The 14,359-nt window shown below is 70.3% G+C and carries 18 protein-coding genes; 15 read left to right on the top strand and 3 right to left on the bottom strand.

All coding sequences use genetic code 11. The features are described 5' to 3' along the window. Nucleotides 1–37: 37 nt before the first annotated feature. Nucleotides 38–703, bottom strand: coding sequence for a hypothetical protein (locus ACWGKQ_RS09450; protein WP_453291292.1), 666 nt, complete (start codon nt 701–703; stop codon nt 38–40). A gap of 19 nt (nt 704–722) precedes the next feature. On the opposite strand from ACWGKQ_RS09450, the gene ACWGKQ_RS09445 reads away from it, so the two are divergent. The 6 genes from ACWGKQ_RS09445 (at nt 723) to ACWGKQ_RS09420 (ending at nt 4,946) form a co-directional block, all read left to right on the top strand. Continuing rightward, a complete protein-coding gene (locus tag ACWGKQ_RS09445; RefSeq protein ID WP_453291291.1) occupies nt 723–908 on the top strand; it encodes a hypothetical protein in 186 nt (61 codons plus the stop codon). A gap of 154 nt (nt 909–1,062) precedes the next feature. Beyond that, nucleotides 1,063–1,365 (top strand): hypothetical protein, encoded by a 303-nt coding sequence (locus tag ACWGKQ_RS09440; protein ID WP_453291290.1) that lies wholly within the window; start codon nt 1,063–1,065, stop codon nt 1,363–1,365. Next, the gene (locus tag ACWGKQ_RS09435; RefSeq protein ID WP_453291289.1) at nt 1,362–2,765 is read left to right on the top strand and encodes a hypothetical protein; all 1,404 of its coding nucleotides are present in this window, start codon (nt 1,362–1,364) and stop codon (nt 2,763–2,765) included. Before ACWGKQ_RS09440 ends, ACWGKQ_RS09435 begins: the two co-directional genes overlap by 4 nt. A gap of 35 nt (nt 2,766–2,800) precedes the next feature. Next, nucleotides 2,801–3,646 carry a hypothetical protein gene (locus tag ACWGKQ_RS09430; protein WP_453291288.1) on the top strand — a complete coding sequence of 282 codons (846 nt, stop codon included), beginning with the start codon at nt 2,801–2,803 and terminating at the stop codon, nt 3,644–3,646. Beyond that, the gene (locus tag ACWGKQ_RS09425; RefSeq protein WP_453291287.1) at nt 3,643–4,308 is read left to right on the top strand and encodes a hypothetical protein; all 666 of its coding nucleotides are present in this window, start codon (nt 3,643–3,645) and stop codon (nt 4,306–4,308) included. The genes ACWGKQ_RS09430 and ACWGKQ_RS09425 overlap by 4 nt, the downstream gene beginning before the upstream one ends. Beyond that, nucleotides 4,308–4,946 carry a hypothetical protein gene (locus ACWGKQ_RS09420; protein ID WP_453291286.1) on the top strand — a complete coding sequence of 213 codons (639 nt, stop codon included), beginning with the start codon at nt 4,308–4,310 and terminating at the stop codon, nt 4,944–4,946. Before ACWGKQ_RS09425 ends, ACWGKQ_RS09420 begins: the two co-directional genes overlap by 1 nt. Here the strand turns inward: ACWGKQ_RS09420 and ACWGKQ_RS09415 are convergent. Further along, a complete protein-coding gene (locus ACWGKQ_RS09415) occupies nt 4,928–5,599 on the bottom strand; it encodes a hypothetical protein (RefSeq protein WP_453291285.1) in 672 nt (223 codons plus the stop codon). The two genes, ACWGKQ_RS09420 and ACWGKQ_RS09415, sit on opposite strands and share 19 nt — an antisense overlap. Before the next feature lie 536 nt (nt 5,600–6,135). Between ACWGKQ_RS09415 and ACWGKQ_RS09410 the strand changes: the two genes are divergently transcribed. The 9 genes from ACWGKQ_RS09410 to ACWGKQ_RS09370 all read left to right on the top strand — a co-directional run bounded on the left by ACWGKQ_RS09410 (nt 6,136) and on the right by ACWGKQ_RS09370 (nt 12,631). After that, on the top strand, nt 6,136–6,867 hold the full coding sequence (locus ACWGKQ_RS09410) for a hypothetical protein (RefSeq protein ID WP_453291284.1): 732 nt from the start codon (nt 6,136–6,138) through the stop codon (nt 6,865–6,867). 17 nt (nt 6,868–6,884) lie between these two features. After that, nucleotides 6,885–7,724 (top strand): hypothetical protein, encoded by an 840-nt coding sequence (locus tag ACWGKQ_RS09405; RefSeq protein ID WP_453291283.1) that lies wholly within the window; start codon nt 6,885–6,887, stop codon nt 7,722–7,724. Then, nucleotides 7,721–9,028 carry a CpaF family protein gene (locus ACWGKQ_RS09400; protein WP_453291282.1) on the top strand — a complete coding sequence of 436 codons (1,308 nt, stop codon included), beginning with the start codon at nt 7,721–7,723 and terminating at the stop codon, nt 9,026–9,028. Before ACWGKQ_RS09405 ends, ACWGKQ_RS09400 begins: the two co-directional genes overlap by 4 nt. Nucleotides 9,029–9,058: 30 nt before the next feature. Next, entirely contained in the window at nt 9,059–10,021 is a 963-nt protein-coding gene (locus tag ACWGKQ_RS09395) for a type II secretion system F family protein (protein WP_453291391.1), read from the top strand. After that, nucleotides 10,018–10,938 carry a type II secretion system F family protein gene (locus ACWGKQ_RS09390; protein ID WP_453291281.1) on the top strand — a complete coding sequence of 307 codons (921 nt, stop codon included), beginning with the start codon at nt 10,018–10,020 and terminating at the stop codon, nt 10,936–10,938. The genes ACWGKQ_RS09395 and ACWGKQ_RS09390 overlap by 4 nt, the downstream gene beginning before the upstream one ends. A gap of 70 nt (nt 10,939–11,008) precedes the next feature. Then, nucleotides 11,009–11,260 carry a hypothetical protein gene (locus ACWGKQ_RS09385; RefSeq protein ID WP_453291280.1) on the top strand — a complete coding sequence of 84 codons (252 nt, stop codon included), beginning with the start codon at nt 11,009–11,011 and terminating at the stop codon, nt 11,258–11,260. Between the two features lie 106 nt (nt 11,261–11,366). Further along, entirely contained in the window at nt 11,367–11,744 is a 378-nt protein-coding gene (locus ACWGKQ_RS09380) for a TadE family protein (RefSeq protein ID WP_453291390.1), read from the top strand. Next, on the top strand, nt 11,745–12,173 hold the full coding sequence (locus ACWGKQ_RS09375; RefSeq protein ID WP_453291279.1) for a TadE/TadG family type IV pilus assembly protein: 429 nt from the start codon (nt 11,745–11,747) through the stop codon (nt 12,171–12,173). Then, the gene (locus ACWGKQ_RS09370; protein WP_453291278.1) at nt 12,170–12,631 is read left to right on the top strand and encodes a TadE/TadG family type IV pilus assembly protein; all 462 of its coding nucleotides are present in this window, start codon (nt 12,170–12,172) and stop codon (nt 12,629–12,631) included. The genes ACWGKQ_RS09375 and ACWGKQ_RS09370 overlap by 4 nt, the downstream gene beginning before the upstream one ends. On the opposite strand, the gene ACWGKQ_RS09365 is transcribed toward ACWGKQ_RS09370, so the two are convergent. Continuing rightward, the gene (locus ACWGKQ_RS09365; RefSeq protein WP_453291277.1) at nt 12,628–14,247 is read right to left on the bottom strand and encodes a sigma-70 family RNA polymerase sigma factor; all 1,620 of its coding nucleotides are present in this window, start codon (nt 14,245–14,247) and stop codon (nt 12,628–12,630) included. The two genes, ACWGKQ_RS09370 and ACWGKQ_RS09365, sit on opposite strands and share 4 nt — an antisense overlap. Between the last annotated feature and the right edge of the window lie 112 nt (nt 14,248–14,359).

Raw genomic sequence — 14,359 nt, 5'->3', positions numbered from 1 at the left:
ACGAACGTCCCGAGAGCCGGACGGGCGGTTGCTGGCCTCAGCCCTGCACGCACGACGTGTCCGCCTTCTTCCAGTTCTGCTGTGTCACTTGCCAATCGCCGCGGGAGTCCTTCGCGGCCTGGAGCGTGTAGAGGATGAAGTCATCGGCGCTTGGCTTGGTGCGTAGCACCTTGCCGGATTTGATCTCTTTGCTGTAGCCCTTGCTCTGGTCCTCGCAGTAACGGACGGCAGCCGTCTTGGCGTTCGCTACGTCCGTGACGTCGAAGTTGAAGAAGCGGTAATCGCCGGTGACGGTGAAACCTTGCTTTCTGATCGTCGCAACTCGCTGAGTCCAGTACGTGAAGGCCGATGCGGCGAAGTAGCGGCTCATGTTGGCCGTCTGGCCCTCACCCTTGGCGAAGGCCTCCAGCCGGGCCTGGGCCGAGTACGCCACGTCCCGCGCAATGGCGTCCTTCGCGGCGTCCCCGGTTGGCTGGCGCTCCACGGTCGTCTTGATGTCCGACGGAAAGTCGAAGCTCGGTGCGTTCTTGTCGGTCGATGCGGAAGCAGAGGCCGAAGGCGACGGAGAGCCCGACTCTCCGGCACCGGCCCCGGCGATCTTGTCGTTGCCCTTGGAGCTGTCGCCCCCGCCTCCGCACGCCGTCAGTAGCAGAGCTGCGGTCGCGGCGAGCGCGGCGGCAACGGGCATGGTGCGGCGCTTCACTGTGGACTCCCCCGTGAGAATGAAGTTCGGCAAGACTGCAAACGGTATCTGTGGGATCCAGGGTTTCGCCACCGCGAACATCGCTGTAAACGTGATGATTGAGGACAATCGAGGTGTCCCGCAGGCGATGGCCCTGTGGTGGTGGCGTGCTGGCTCCCTGCCCTGGGGCAGCCGCATGGGCATTGTGAAGATTGCGCGGGCATGACGTGGACGCCTGTGTGGCCTGCTGTGCCGCCCTCCTCCTTTGGGCTCCCTTTGCAGTCTGTTGGTTGTAGCCCCGAAAACCCTCGACACACAGTGACCCTGGCCCCCTGCGTCTCGCGGGGCGGCCGGGCAGGTAGGTGTTCACGGGGGTAGTGGTGGCGGATCACGTCAAAGTGTCCACGAGCGAGTTGCGGGAGATCAGCCGGTCTGTCGCGAAGTTGAAGTCCAACTTTGAACATGCGAAGGATCTCGTCGACTCGTACGGGTCCGAGATCGGGTCTGGTGAAGTGGCCGGCGCGCTCGGTGACTTCGCGGACGACTGGAAGAAGAAGCGCAAACAGCTCTGTGACGGGCTGGAGTTCCTCGGGAAGACCGCGGGCGAGGCGGCGAAGGCCTACGACGGTGTCGATCAGCATCTCGCCGACGCGCTTCTCAAGGCCCAGTCGGGGGACAAGTGAGCGATCACGACTTCTCCGGGGTGGACTGGCAGACGGCCCGGTACGACGACAAGGAGTTCGCTCCCGGTGATCCGTATGAAGTCGCCCGGCTCGGCAAGCGGATCTCCGACACCGCCAAGCTGATCGAGGAGCAGGCCGGCAAGCTGAACAACCTGGTCGACGGGAACGGGTGGGACTCCGATGCGGGGAGGGAGTTCACCAAGAAGACCGGCGACACCGTCAAGCTGCTCGGTCAGTCGCATCAGCGGTACGCGGCGGCCGGGGCGGCCCTCGGGTCCTCTGTGCCGTACGAGCCCATCGCCGACCAGGTGCGGGAGAACTGGGCCACCGCTCTCAACCATGCCCAGAACCGGGTGCGCGCGGCGCTGAAGAAGGCTGCGGCGGCCGATACCGACAGCACCAACTACCAGAAGCAGATCGATCAGCATCCGTCGAGTGACGACAACCACCCGGACAAGCAGAAGCTCAAGCGGCAGAAAGAGGCCTCGGACGGGGAGCTCGACGCCGCGAAGCGGGAGCTCCGGGCCGCGCTCGACTACCGGGACACGCAGGCCGGGTACGCCGCCAAGGCGATACGGGACGCCATCGACCACGACGGGCTGAAGGATCCCAAGCACCACTGGTGGGACAACTGGAAGGACTGGGTCGCCACCATCGGTCACTGGGCGGGTGTGGTCGCCGGTGCGTTGTGCCTGCTGTCTCTCGTCATCGGCTGGATTCCCATCATCGGCCCTTTGATCGTCGCGGTGGCCCTGGTCGCCTCCGTGGTCGCTCTCGTCTGCGACACCGTCTCCGCCCTGGACGGCAAGGGCACATGGTTGGACGTCGCCATCGACGTGGTCGGCGTACTGTCGTTCGGGGCCGGGCGGATCCTGGGGACGACGGCCAAGGAGGCGGCCCTCGCGGCGCGCGGTTCGTCGGCGGCGAAGGACGTCCTGGCCGCCCGTGAGCTGGGCGCGAGCAAGGAGTTCGCGGCCGAGATCGCCGAGACGCTGTCGGGAGTCAAACCGGGCAAGATCGGGGAGGCGCTGGCAAAAGGGCCGACGAGTCTGCTGCCAAGGATGCGGTCGGTCGTCAAGGAGTCCTTCGACATCAAGTCGTACTTCCGCGCCATCGGCAAGAACGAGGACATCGGCAAGGGCATCGTCCGCGACGGCAAGCTGCCCAAACTGCGTATGCTCTCCGACTCCGAGTTCAAGGGTATGGCCCGTTCCGCCAACCGCCTCTACTGGGCGAGCCAGGTCGGGCCGACGGTCGCCGGCGTCCTGAATCTGTCGCCCGCGACACGCTTGGAGAAGTACGCCGAGGCCGACCTGTTCAGCAGTGTCAAGAAGGGTGTGCCGGGCCTTGGCGCCAACGGAATCCCCTTTTACAACGGGCATTTGACCGTCCAGGGCTGACGCCCGGGGCTGACGAGAGAACGAGGACACGGCACGTGGCACGACAAGGCGACGGTGACACCGTCGATGAACAGTTCGCCCGGCTCCCGCCGACGGCGCAGACCGCACTTGAGGAGAACGGGCTCGGACTGCCCCAACTGCGGCGGCTGGCGTCGGAGGAGGGTGGCGAGCAGCGCGTGCGCCTCATCCTGTCGGAGTTCGCGCCGTCTGCTTCGGACCCCATCGGGTGGTGGGAGTACGGCGGTGACATCGACGGACGGCGCCGCGGGCCTGTGTGGCCGTGGCTGCGGCTGCTCCTGGTGGCTGTGGCGAGCGTCGCCCTGTGCCTGCTCTCCACCTACTGGATCAACGGCCAGGCGCTGTTCGTGGGTGGGGCCCTCGTCGTCCCGGTGGCCTGGGCCGCGTTCAGGACCCGATGGTCGCGTGGTGGATTCGTGGCCTGCGGCCTGATCGGGGCCGCGTACCTTGTTCTGATCTGGGTGGGTTCCTATACGGCCGACGAGTGGTATCTGCACTTGCGCGGGCAGGTGGCTACGGTCACCTATGAGAAACCGGAGAATGTGGGATCCCACGGGGTCACCACGCTGGCCTGCCGGGTCAAGCTGCCCGACGGGTCTGTACGCCAGGCGTTCTCGAACGACAAGTGGTGTACGGACGAGGTCATGGTCGGTACCAAGCGGACGGCGGTGATCGATCCCTCGGGCCACTACCGGCCGTTCCTGGGTCACAAGTCCGACATCGGCGGCACCGCCGCCGGCTACGTCTGCCTCGGTGCCGCTGCCGTCCTCGTCCTCGCCCCCCTGACCGCCGCGGTCATGAGCCGGGCGAACGAGAAGCGGGGCAAACGCGGTGGCCGGGCGACGGGTACGGCGGGCGCATGACCGACGACACCGAAACCCGCGCCGTCACCGACACCCCCGTCCCACCCCCCTCCGACTACCGCCTCGCCGTCCCCGAGGGCTGGGAGCGGATCGTGCTGGACAGTCCCGAGCGCTGGACCCATCGCATCGACAAGCTGGTGAAGCGGGGGCTGCGGCGGACGGAGGCCACCCCGCAGCTGGAGGCCGCGCTCGCGGAGCGGATGCGGGCGCAGGCCGAGGCTGCGCAGGCCAACGGTGGCGTGGAGATGTACGTCGTCCAGCAGGTCCTCGGTCAGGTACCCGTCTCCGCCGGTCTGGTCGTGACGGTTCTGCGGCCCTCGCCCGGCACCGAACCCGGCGACCTCGGCGACATCGCCCGCTCCCTCGCCCTCCGGGCCGATGCCGGCGATGCCGGTCCCGCCGGTGTCGACGACGTCACCCTCGTCGACCTCCCCGCCGGCCCCGCCGTACGCCACCGCTACCTCCGCCGGCCCGCCGCCGACGACCCCGACGGCAACAAGCTCGCCGTCGCCCACCTGGACGTCTACCTCGCCGTCCCGCACAGCGGCCAGCGGCTGCTGCTCTCCTTCTCCACGCCGACGGCACCGCCGTTGGAGCCGTTGGTGGAGGCCCTGGTCACGCTGTTCGACTCCGTCGCCCGCACCCTGCAATGGATGGCCTGATGCCCGAGTTCGCCGCCGCAACCGTTCGTATGCGGACACCGGAGGACGCCGTCGCGCTGCCCGTGCGGTCCTCCGTCGAGCTGCGTGCGTGGGCTGCGGAGGCCGCCCGGCGGCTCGTCGGCCCGGACGACGACGAGCCGAAGCTGCTCGGCGCCCTCGCCGCCGAACTCCGCGAGGCCGCCGCCGACTCCCGTGAGCGTGGTCCGGTCACCGCGCTGTCGTACGTCCCGGAGCCGCGTCTCGGGGAACTCGCCCGGATCGAGCTGTCGGCGCTGGTCGCCGATGACACCCACCCGGTCCTGACCGTCGAACTCCTCCAGCGCTTCCTCGCCGCCCCCACTCCGGACTCCTACCGTCCGCCCGAGGCCGAGCTTCGTACCCTGCCCGCCGGGCCTGCGGTGCGCGTCCGGCACGCGTACGTCCGGGACGTCGGCCGGGACGGGCTGGGGACGGTGATGGAGACGTGCGCGTACGGCATCCGCGCCGACGAGACGTGGGGGCTGGTGCTGCTCACGTCCTGGAAGGAGTTGGCCTACACGGACGCCCTGTGCGAGCTGACCGACGAACTGGCACGAACCGTCCGGGTCACGGACCAGGTGGAGCGGGGAGCGGGGAGCGGTCAGGCCGCCGTCAGGTGACGGACGAGGGGCTCGCCCTCCAACGACGTCAGGCGGCACCAGGAGCCGTCCGTGAAGGTGATCCTGAAGTCCCGTCCGCCGACGCTGAACGGCCTTCGCTCGACCGTGGCGACAGCGCTCAGGTCCGTCTCCCAGAGGACTTCCTCCCAGGGTTCCCTGGGGTCCTGAAGTCCGCCCAGGACCAGTAGCCGGCGGTCGGTCAGGACCAGGTGCGTGGTGTCCGTGTCGGGGCGGCGGGCCGGGTCGAGTTCCCAGGGGAGGGTACGGGCGATCGTGCCGGGGGCCGCCCACAGCACCGGGAAGTCCGTCTCCTCGTTCTCAGGTTCCTCGCTCCTGCCCGGCGGGCCGGAACCGCGCGGGCCGCTGCCCGGCGGCACGTTGCCCCCGGAGAGCACGGCCAGGACGAGCACCCCGAGAAGGAACGCGGCCGTCAGCACGGCCCACACCACGGGGCCGGTCCTCGATCTGAGCCGGTATGCCGGGCCCGGCGGCCAATCCGGCAACTCGCCCTGTATGTCGCGCCGTTCCGTGTCCCGGAACCAGCGCCGGCCCCTGACCCGGTGCGCCGAGCCGGTCGCGAAGGACACCGGGGCGCGCGCCACGAGCTCCTCACCCGCCGGGGGCTGCCAGGATCGGCGCTGCGGCACGGTCACGGTCTGCCATCCTCGCGGTCATCAGGGGCGGTGGGCATGGGCGGTCGTACGGGCGGTCATCACGGGCGGTCGGCACGGGCGTTCACGGTGGTGAACCACTCGCCCGGCCGGGTGATCCTACTCAGCCGGCGTCCGAATCCGCCCGCCCCGCGTGAGCAATTCGTGCAGGCCTCATGGGTGCGTGGTGACGGTCGCGGGCGTGGGCCGTGCGTGAGCCGGGTGTTCTGGATTCGCCGGCGCACAGTTCGGCCCGCCGCCGAGTCCCCGTATTCTCAACCGCCGCACAGGTCACCGTCGTTGCAGATCGCAACGACGATTTCAGTGAGGTCAAGGAGTCCGGGCGCGCCTTGAGGGGCTTATGTGCGGCTGATACGGTGCGATCGCTTGACACTCACCCCGCGGCGGAGTAATCGGCCGAGTCGGGGTGATTCGTGTGGAGTGTCCGCTTTCGCTGGCCGGCAGGCCTGGCGAGGGGCGTTGACAGGTTTTCAGGGTTCTTGACAGAGAATGTCTTGGCTGTAACGGGGAGCGGTTGCGTGAAGATCCAAGAGCGTACGGGGGCGGGCGCCGGTCGTTCCGCGGGTCCGGCTCAGCCTTCGGTCGGTGACCGGCTTCCCACCGCGCCCCGTGAGCGCAAGCCCGCGCTGGCCGCGCTCGCGGTGCTGCTGATCCTGCTGGGTGCGCTGGGCGCGACGACGCTCGTGCTCCAGGCCGGCAAGCGCATCGAGGTCATAAAGATCACGCAGGACATTCCGGCCGGCTCGTCCGTGAGCGGCAGCAACGTGACCTCCGTCATGGTCGCCGACGACTCCAGCATCCACTACGTCAGGTGGTCCCAGCTGGCGAGCCTGAAGAAGCTGAAGGCCATCAGCACCATCCCGGCCGGTGCCGTCGCCGTCGGTGAGATGTTCGGCGACAGCAGCAAGCTTCCCGCCGGCAAGTCCACCGTCGGCCTGGCCCTCAAGGAGGGTCAGTACCCGAGCGGTATCGAGGTCGGCGACACCGTAGCCGCCTATCACGTCAGCGCCTCCTCGTCCTCCGGCGGTTCGTCGTCCGGCGGTTCGCCCTCCTCAAACGACAGCGGCTCGCAGATCACGGGCAACGCCAAGGTCAGCGCCGTACCGGACGACAAGAGCAGCTCGGATCTCGTCAGCAGCACCAGCTACGCCATCACGCTCACCGTCGACAGCGACAAGGCCGCCGAACTGGCCGAGGCCGCGTCCAACGGCGAGGTCGCCCTCGTCCTCGTGCCCGGCACCGGCAACTAGAAGGCGGCCCACACCCCATGGCGCTCATCGCAATCGCCGCCGACAAGGGTTCCCCCGGCGTCACCACCACGGCCGTCGCACTGGCCGCGGTCTGGCCGCGCCGGGTCCTGCTCGCCGAGGCCGACCCGGCCGGCGGCGACCTCGTCTACCGCAGTGCCGCCGCGCACGGCGGACCGCTCAACCCCAACACCGGCATGCTGTCCATCGCCGCCACGGCGCGACGAGGGCTCGTACCGGATCAACTCTGGGATCACGTGCAGCCGTTGAGCGGCGGCCTGGAGGTGCTCGTCGGGCTCGGTATAGCCGAGCACGCCGCCGGGCTCGCCGGGCTGTGGCCCACCCTCGGCCACGCCTTCGCCGCCCTCGCCGACTCCCCGAACGCCCCGGCCGACGTCATCGCCGACTGCGGACGGATCAGCGGCGACACCCCGGCCGTGGAGATGTTCCCGCACGCGGCGCTCGTGCTGCTGGTCTCGCGCACCGAGCCCGAGGCGCTCGCCCGGGTCCGGGACCGGGCCGCCGCCCTCTCGCAGAAGCTGCACGGCGGCCCGCGCGGTGCCGCCGCCCTCGCCACCCCGCTGATCGGGGTCGTCCTGGTCGCCGACCCGGCCGGTGCCGGCAAGCTGGTCAACCAGGTCAACGACATGCTCGTACACGCCCAGACCGGTGCCCGCGTGGTCGGCACCATCGCCGACGACCCGGCCGGCGCCGACCAGTTGGCCGGCCGCAAGCGCGGGCGACTGGACAAGTCCCTGCTCATCCGCTCGGCCCGCAAGGTCACCGCCGACCTCCACCAGCAGTACGGCGCCACCTGGTCCGTACCGACGCAGGCGCCCCACGCGGGGGCCGGCCGATGACCGCTGTCGACCACCAGTTGGTCAAGCGGTTCCGGCAGGACGCCGGCGACCGTATCGCCGAACAGCGCCGCCAGGACCAGGCGTCCGGCGTCACTCCGATGTCCACCGAGGACGAACGCCACTACGCCCGCGCGGTCATAGCCCAGATCCTGGAGGAGTACGCCCGCGCGGAGATCAACGCCGGACGCACCCCGCTGGACGCGGAGACCGAGGAGCAGTACGCGGCCGCCGTGCACGCGGCGCTGTTCGGCGTGGGGCGGCTCCAGCCGCTGCTGGACGACCCGGACGTCGAGAACATCGACATCAACGGGTACGACCAGGTCTTCGTCGGGTACAGCGACGGGCGGGAGGCCATCGGGGATCCCGTCGCGGAGACGGACGAGGAGCTCATCGAGCTGATCCAGGTGCTCGGCGCGTACTCCGGGCTGTCGTCCCGTCCGTTCGACTCCGCCAACCCGCAGCTCGACCTGCGCCTGCCCGACGGCTCCCGGCTCTCCGCCGTCATGGACGTCACCCGGCGGCCCGCGCTGTCCATCCGCCGGGCCCGCATGGGCAAGGTCTTCATCTCGGACCTGGTCGGCAACGGCACGCTGACCCCCGAGGTCGCGCACTTCATGGCCTGCGCGGTCCGCGCCCGCAAGAACATCATGATCGCGGGGGCCACCAACGCCGGCAAGACGACCCTGCTGCGCGCCCTCGCCAATGAAATCCCCCCGCACGAACGGCTCATCACCGTCGAACGCGCGCTGGAGCTCGGCCTCGACACCTTCCACGACCTGCACCCCAACGTCGTCGCGTTCGAGGAAAGGCTGCCCAACTCCGAGGGACAGGGCAGCATTTCGATGGCCGAACTGGTCCGCCGTTCGCTGCGTATGAACCCGTCCCGGGTCATCGTCGGCGAGGTCCTCGGCGACGAGATCGTCACCATGCTCAACGCGATGTCGCAGGGCAACGACGGGTCGCTGTCCACCATTCACGCGAACAGCTCCAGCGAAGTCTTCAACCGCATCTCGACGTACGCGCTCCAGGCCTCCGAGCGACTGCCCATCGAGGCCAGCCAGATGCTGATCGCGGGCGCGGTGAACTTCGTCGTCTTCATCCAGCGGCGCAACGACTACCAGACCGGCGGCCGCCTCCAGCGCATGGTCACCTCGGTCCGTGAGGTCAACGGCGTGGACGGCAGGGTGCTGTCCAGCGAGGTGTTCGCGGAGGCCCCCGACGGCCGGATCGTCCCGCATGCGCCCATAGCCTGCCTGGAGGACCTGATGGCCTACGGCTACCAGCCGCACGGGGCGTGGGGGTGACGTGACATGAACCTCGATTCCCTGGGCTCCATGGGCGGCCTCTTCTCCACCTCGGTCCTCTACTCCCTCGGCTGCGGAGTCGCCGTCGGCGGCGGACTCGCGCTGCTGGTCCTGGCCGTCCGCGGGCTGCCCGCCAAGCCCGACCACGAGAAGCAGAGGGCCAACGAACGGGCCGCCGAACTCGTCCGGTTCGCCGGCCAGCGCGGTTCCCTCGCGGCCATCATCGGCCTAGCCGTCCTGCTGCTGACCCGCTGGGCGGTGGCCGGTGTCGCCGCCGGTGTCCTGGTCTTCTTCTGGGACAAGCTGTTCGGCGGCGCCGGCGAGGAGCGGGCCGCGATGAAGCGCGTGGAGGCCCTCGCTTCCTGGACCGAGTCACTGCGCGACACCATCGCCGGCGCGGTCGGCCTGGAGCAGGCCATCCCGGCCTCCGCGCGGGCCGCGGCCCCCATCCTGCGGCCGCATCTCGACGCCCTCGTCGACCGGCTGCGGGCCCGGACCCCGCTGCCCGACGCGCTCCAGCACCTCGCCGACGAGATCGACGACGCGTCCGCCGACATCATCGTGGCGGCGCTCATCCTCAACGCCCGCCTGCGCGGCCCCGGTCTGCGCCAGGTACTGGGCGCCCTGGCCAAGTCATCGCGCGAGGAGGTCGACATGCGCCAGCGCGTGATGGCCCAACGCGCCTCCACCCGGCGGTCGGTGCAGATCGTCGTCGCCGTGTCGGTCGCGTTCGTCCTCGGCCTCGCCGTCTTCAACCGCGACTTCGTAGCGCCGTACGGCACCGCCGTCGGCCAGCTGGTCCTCGCCCTGGTCTGCGGGCTGTTCGCGCTCGGCTTCTGGTGGCTGCGCAAGCTCTCCACCATCGAGACCCCGGAGCGCTTCCTGGTCCGCGACCAGTCCTCCGTGCAGTTCGTACGACCGCCCCGCACCGCCCCCGGGCAGCCCACCGGCGGCCAGCAGCCGCTGCCCAACGAGGAAGGAGTACGCCGATGAGCCTGACCATGCCGATCATCGTCGGCGTGATCCTGGGACTGGGCGTCTACGCCCTGATCCGCGCCCTGATGCCGTCCCAGCGCAGCGCGGTCGCGCAGGTCGCCCGGATCGACGCCATGCGGGCACGCGGCGCGGCCTACGAGTCGGCGCGGCAGACCCAGGACACCGGCCGGTTCGGCTCGCTGCGCGCCGAAGTCGGCGAGCGCGTCGCCGAGTTCTACCGGCAGCAGGGCTGGGAACAGCGCTCGCTCCGCGCCGACCTCGCCGTGCTGGACCGCGGCTGGGAGAAGTTCCTGGCGACCAAGGTGCTGCTCGCGGCCGGCGGCCTGGTCTTCGGGCCGTTCCTGTTCGCCGTCGTCTACACGATGGGCTTCGGCCACAACCCGGTCATCCCGGTCTGGCTGGCCCTGGCCTGCGCGGCCCTGTTCTTCTTCCTGCCCGACCTGGAGGTACGACGGGACGCGGCCGACCGGCGCCGGGACCTCAGGCGGGTCATCGGGGCCTACCTCGACCTGGTGTCGATGAGCCTGGCCGGTGGCCGCGGCCTGCCCGAGGCCCTGATGGCGGCCGCCGAGATCTCCGACGGCTGGGCCAACCAGCGCATCCGCAACGCTCTCGCCGACGCCCGGATCACCGGCGTCAGCCAGTGGCAGGCGCTGGGCGCGCTCGGCGAGGAACTCGGCGTGGAGGAGCTCAAGGACCTCTCCGCCTCGCTCGCCCTGGTCGCGGACGACGGCGCCAAGGTCCGCGAGTCCCTCGCCTCCCGCGCCGAGACCATGCGGCACCGCGAACTCGCCGAGATCGAGGGCAGCGCGGGCGAGAAGTCCCAGTCGATGCTCGTCGCCCAGCTGCTGCTGTGCGCCGGCTTCCTGGTTTTCCTGATCTTCCCGGCGGCGATGCGGGTGTTCCAGGTGTGAGCTGAGTGTGAGCTGATGTGAGCCGGTTCGAGAACCTTCGCCAACTGCTGTTTCGAGAGGACAAGTCATCATGAACACACGGAACTTCAGCACCGGGATCCCGGCGGTGGACTTCCTGGTCACCTTCTTCCAGGGCCGGGTGCAGCGCGCCCGCTCCGGCGAACTCGACCGCGGTGCCTCCGCCGTCGAGTGGGTCATCATCTCCGCGGTCGTCGTGGCGATCGTCGGCGTCGTGGCCGCCATCATCAGCAACGCGCTGCAGAGCGGTGCCACCAAGGTCGGCAACTGCATCCAGGGTGCCAGCGACAGCAAGACCTGCTGAGCAGGCGGCAGGCGCACGAAGAGACGCAACGGGGATGACGGGGGTCTGTGTGGATGTGAACGGATGGCTGCGCCGCCGTGCCGCCGCCGCGCGCGGTGACTCGGGCATGACGGCGATCGAGTTCGTGTTCCTCACCCCCGTCCTGTTCTTCATGATCTTCGCGACGGTGCAGTTCGCGCTGTACTTCTTCGCCGACCATGTGGCCCAGGCCGCGGCCCAGGCCGGCGCCCGCAAGGCCCGCGCCACCGCGGACGCGGAGCCCGGCGCCTGGCGCGGCGAGGCCCAGGACGTGGTCGACTCCTACATCAGCCAGCTCGGGCCGCAGCTGGTGCTGTCGCCCGACGTGAAGATGCTCCAGCCGGAGCAGACCACGGTCGGCGTCGAGATCACGGCCCGCATCCCGACGGTGTTCCCGGGTCTTGACCTGAAGGTGCACGCGCGGTCCGCGGGGCCCGTGGAGCGGTTCGTGGAGGACAAGAACTAGATGCCCTCTGCAACGGACGTGTCGAAAAGAGCCCGGGACGACGACCGGGGGCTGTCCACCGTCGAGGTGGTCATCCTCGCCCCGGTCATGATCCTGTTCATTCTCGTGCTGGTCGCCTTCGGCCAACTCGTCGACGGGCGTGGGGCGGTCGACGGCGCCGCGCGGGACGCGGCCCGTGCCGGGTCCATCCAGAAGGACCACGCCACGGCCATGTCGGAGGCGAAGAAGGCCGCCGAGGCCGACCTGTCGGACGTCTGCTCCGGCCCGGTCTCCGTCGTCCAGACCAGCGCGGGCTTCGCGCCCGACTCCATCTTCACGGTCGAGGTGAGCTGCGAGGTGCGGGGCCTGGCCATGCTCGGCCTGGACATCCCGACGACACTCACCGCGAGCTTCTCGTCACCGCTGGACCCGTTCCGGAGGGCAGCATGAGCCTTGCGGTGCTGCGCAGTTGGTGGACCGCGCGCCGGCTCCGTCTCGACGACCGGGGCTCGGGAGCGGGTGCGGTCATCATCTTCGCCCTGGTCTTCCTCGCCCTGTCCGCGTTCGTCATCGACGGCGGCCTGTCCATCTCCAAGCGCGAGCGGGCCGCCGACATCGCGGAACAGGCGGCCCGTTACGCGGCCCAGGACATCGACCTGGGCAAGCTGTACGAGAACCAGGGCGATGCGCCGATCAACTTCCAGGACTGCGACGCCCGGGTGAAGACCTTCGCCCGCGAGATGGACATGTCCACCGCGGACATCGCGGGCACCCACTGCATCTTCGCCGACGCCCAACAGGTGCAGGTCGAGGTCCAGTTGACGTACGAACCGGTCTTCACGGGCATGTTCTACGGCGGCGCGATCGTGGTGCACGGCGAGGCGACGGCCGAGAACGAGGTCGGCTAGGCGCTTCCGGGGGCGGTGCGGTCCTTGCCGCCGTGAGTATGGCCGTCGCCGTACCCGTTGCCGCCCCCGTCCCCGTTCCCGTTCCCGTTGCCACGGCCGCCCCCGTTGCCGTTCCCGTTGCCGCCCCCGTTGCCATGGCCGTGCCGGGGTGGGCAGTTGTCGTCGGGCGGGGTGACCGGATCCGGGTCGGCCGGCGCCGGGGCGGGGTCCGTGGCGGGCGGGGGGTCCACGGGAGCCGGGTACACCGGGTCGGTCGGGGGATCGGCGGGCGGTGTCGGCTCGGTCGGCTGGGTCGGGGGAGTGGGTGCCGGGTCCGTGGGCGTGGCGGGCGGTGTCGGCTCGGTGGTCACGGGCGGAGTGCCGCCTCCGTTCCCGTCGCCGTTCCCGCCGTCCCCCGGGGTGTTCCCGCCGGGATCCGCCGTCGAGCCGTCGCCGCCGTCACCGCGACCGCCACTGCCGCCGCTCGACGCCGGCGGCTGTGTCACGGGCTCGGACGGGGACCCGGCGACCGCGTCGGTACCGCCGCCGTCCGCGTTCCGCTGCGGGACCGGCTGCCCCTCGCCCTGTCCGGGTGTCGCCGTCGGGCCGGTGGCGGGGGCGTCCTCGGGGACCACCGGCTGTTCGGCGACCGGCATCTGTGTCACCGGCGCGTCGGCGACCGGTGTCCGCAGGGCGGGGACGGAGGCGGACTGGCCGGGGCCGAGTATCAGCACCAGCGCCGTCGCACCGGCCGCCATCGCTCCCGCCGCGACCGCCAACGGCGCCTTCGCACCGCCGACACCGGTGGCCTGCCGTACGCCGTGCAGCAGCCCGTTCGCGCCCCCGCCCGCGTGACCGCCCGCCGAGGCCCCGGCGGCGGTCAGGGCCAGCAGGAACTTGCCGGCCGTGCCGCCCACCGCGAACACCAGCAGGGCCGGCCCGACCAGGGCGGGGAGCCGGTCGTTGGCGCTCATCAGGGCGGCGAGCCGGGCCCGGCAGTCCGCACAGGTGTCCACATGGCCGAGCAGCCGGTCGGACTGACGTTCCGTCGCGGCGCCGCGCACGTATGCGGGCATCCGGCTCCAGTGGACCTGGCAGGCGGGGTCGTCGGGGGCCCCGGTCTGGGTGCGCAGGAAGGCCTGCCGCATCCCCTCCCGGGCGCGGTGCAGCAGGACCGCGGTGGCGCCCTCCTTGGTGCCCAGCTGCGGCCCGATCTGCGCCAGCGGCTGGCCCTCCGCCTCGGCCAGCCAGAGGGCCTTGACCCAGCGTTCGGGCAACTGGGCCAGTACGCGCACCAGCAGATCGACGGAGGAGACGTGCTCGGCGGGGTCGTCGCCGTGACGGCCGGGCTCGGCCTGCTCGTCGTCGTGCGGGTCGCGGGGCATCTCGCGCGCGGTGCTGCTCGCGGCGTACGCGAGGTGCCGGACGGTCGTCGTCAGGTACGCCGACACGTTGTCGATCTCGTGCCCCTCGGCCAGCCGCCGCCAGACCCTGAAGTGCGCCTCGGCGACGAGGTCTTCGGCCGCCCAGGCGTTCCGGGTGAGGGAGCGGGCGTACGCGACGAGACGCGGCTGCTGTTCCTCGTAGATCCGGGCGTAGGCGGTGGTGCTGATCACTGCAGAGGAACCGTCGTGCATGGCGGAACGCTCCAGTTGCCGGCGCAGGGGCGGGAGAAGGTTTGTCAGAGTAGATGACGAAACTTTCAAGCAAAGTTTCAAGCCCAACGGAAAGTGACACATGTCACTCAAG

The sequence above is a fragment of the Streptomyces sp. NPDC054770 genome (genome assembly GCF_053611985.1).
This window is presented reverse-complemented; position numbering and strand designations above follow the sequence as displayed.

Excerpts from the sequence above, each read along its gene's own strand:
- ACWGKQ_RS09445 (WP_453291291.1), top strand. The coding sequence starts at position 723 with ATGAAGTTCGGCAAGACTGCAAACGGTATCTGTGGGATCCAGGGTTTC.
- ACWGKQ_RS09425 (WP_453291287.1), top strand. The coding sequence starts at position 3,643 with ATGACCGACGACACCGAAACCCGCGCCGTCACCGACACCCCCGTCCCA.
- ACWGKQ_RS09420 (WP_453291286.1), top strand. The coding sequence starts at position 4,308 with ATGCCCGAGTTCGCCGCCGCAACCGTTCGTATGCGGACACCGGAGGAC.
- ACWGKQ_RS09405 (WP_453291283.1), top strand. The coding sequence starts at position 6,885 with ATGGCGCTCATCGCAATCGCCGCCGACAAGGGTTCCCCCGGCGTCACC.
- ACWGKQ_RS09400 (WP_453291282.1), top strand. The coding sequence starts at position 7,721 with ATGACCGCTGTCGACCACCAGTTGGTCAAGCGGTTCCGGCAGGACGCC.
- ACWGKQ_RS09395 (WP_453291391.1), top strand. The coding sequence starts at position 9,059 with ATGGGCGGCCTCTTCTCCACCTCGGTCCTCTACTCCCTCGGCTGCGGA.
- ACWGKQ_RS09390 (WP_453291281.1), top strand. The coding sequence starts at position 10,018 with ATGAGCCTGACCATGCCGATCATCGTCGGCGTGATCCTGGGACTGGGC.
- ACWGKQ_RS09385 (WP_453291280.1), top strand. The coding sequence starts at position 11,009 with ATGAACACACGGAACTTCAGCACCGGGATCCCGGCGGTGGACTTCCTG.
- ACWGKQ_RS09380 (WP_453291390.1), top strand. The coding sequence starts at position 11,367 with ATGACGGCGATCGAGTTCGTGTTCCTCACCCCCGTCCTGTTCTTCATG.
- ACWGKQ_RS09375 (WP_453291279.1), top strand. The coding sequence starts at position 11,745 with ATGCCCTCTGCAACGGACGTGTCGAAAAGAGCCCGGGACGACGACCGG.
- ACWGKQ_RS09370 (WP_453291278.1), top strand. The coding sequence starts at position 12,170 with ATGAGCCTTGCGGTGCTGCGCAGTTGGTGGACCGCGCGCCGGCTCCGT.
- ACWGKQ_RS09365 (WP_453291277.1), bottom strand. The coding sequence starts at position 14,247 with ATGCACGACGGTTCCTCTGCAGTGATCAGCACCACCGCCTACGCCCGG.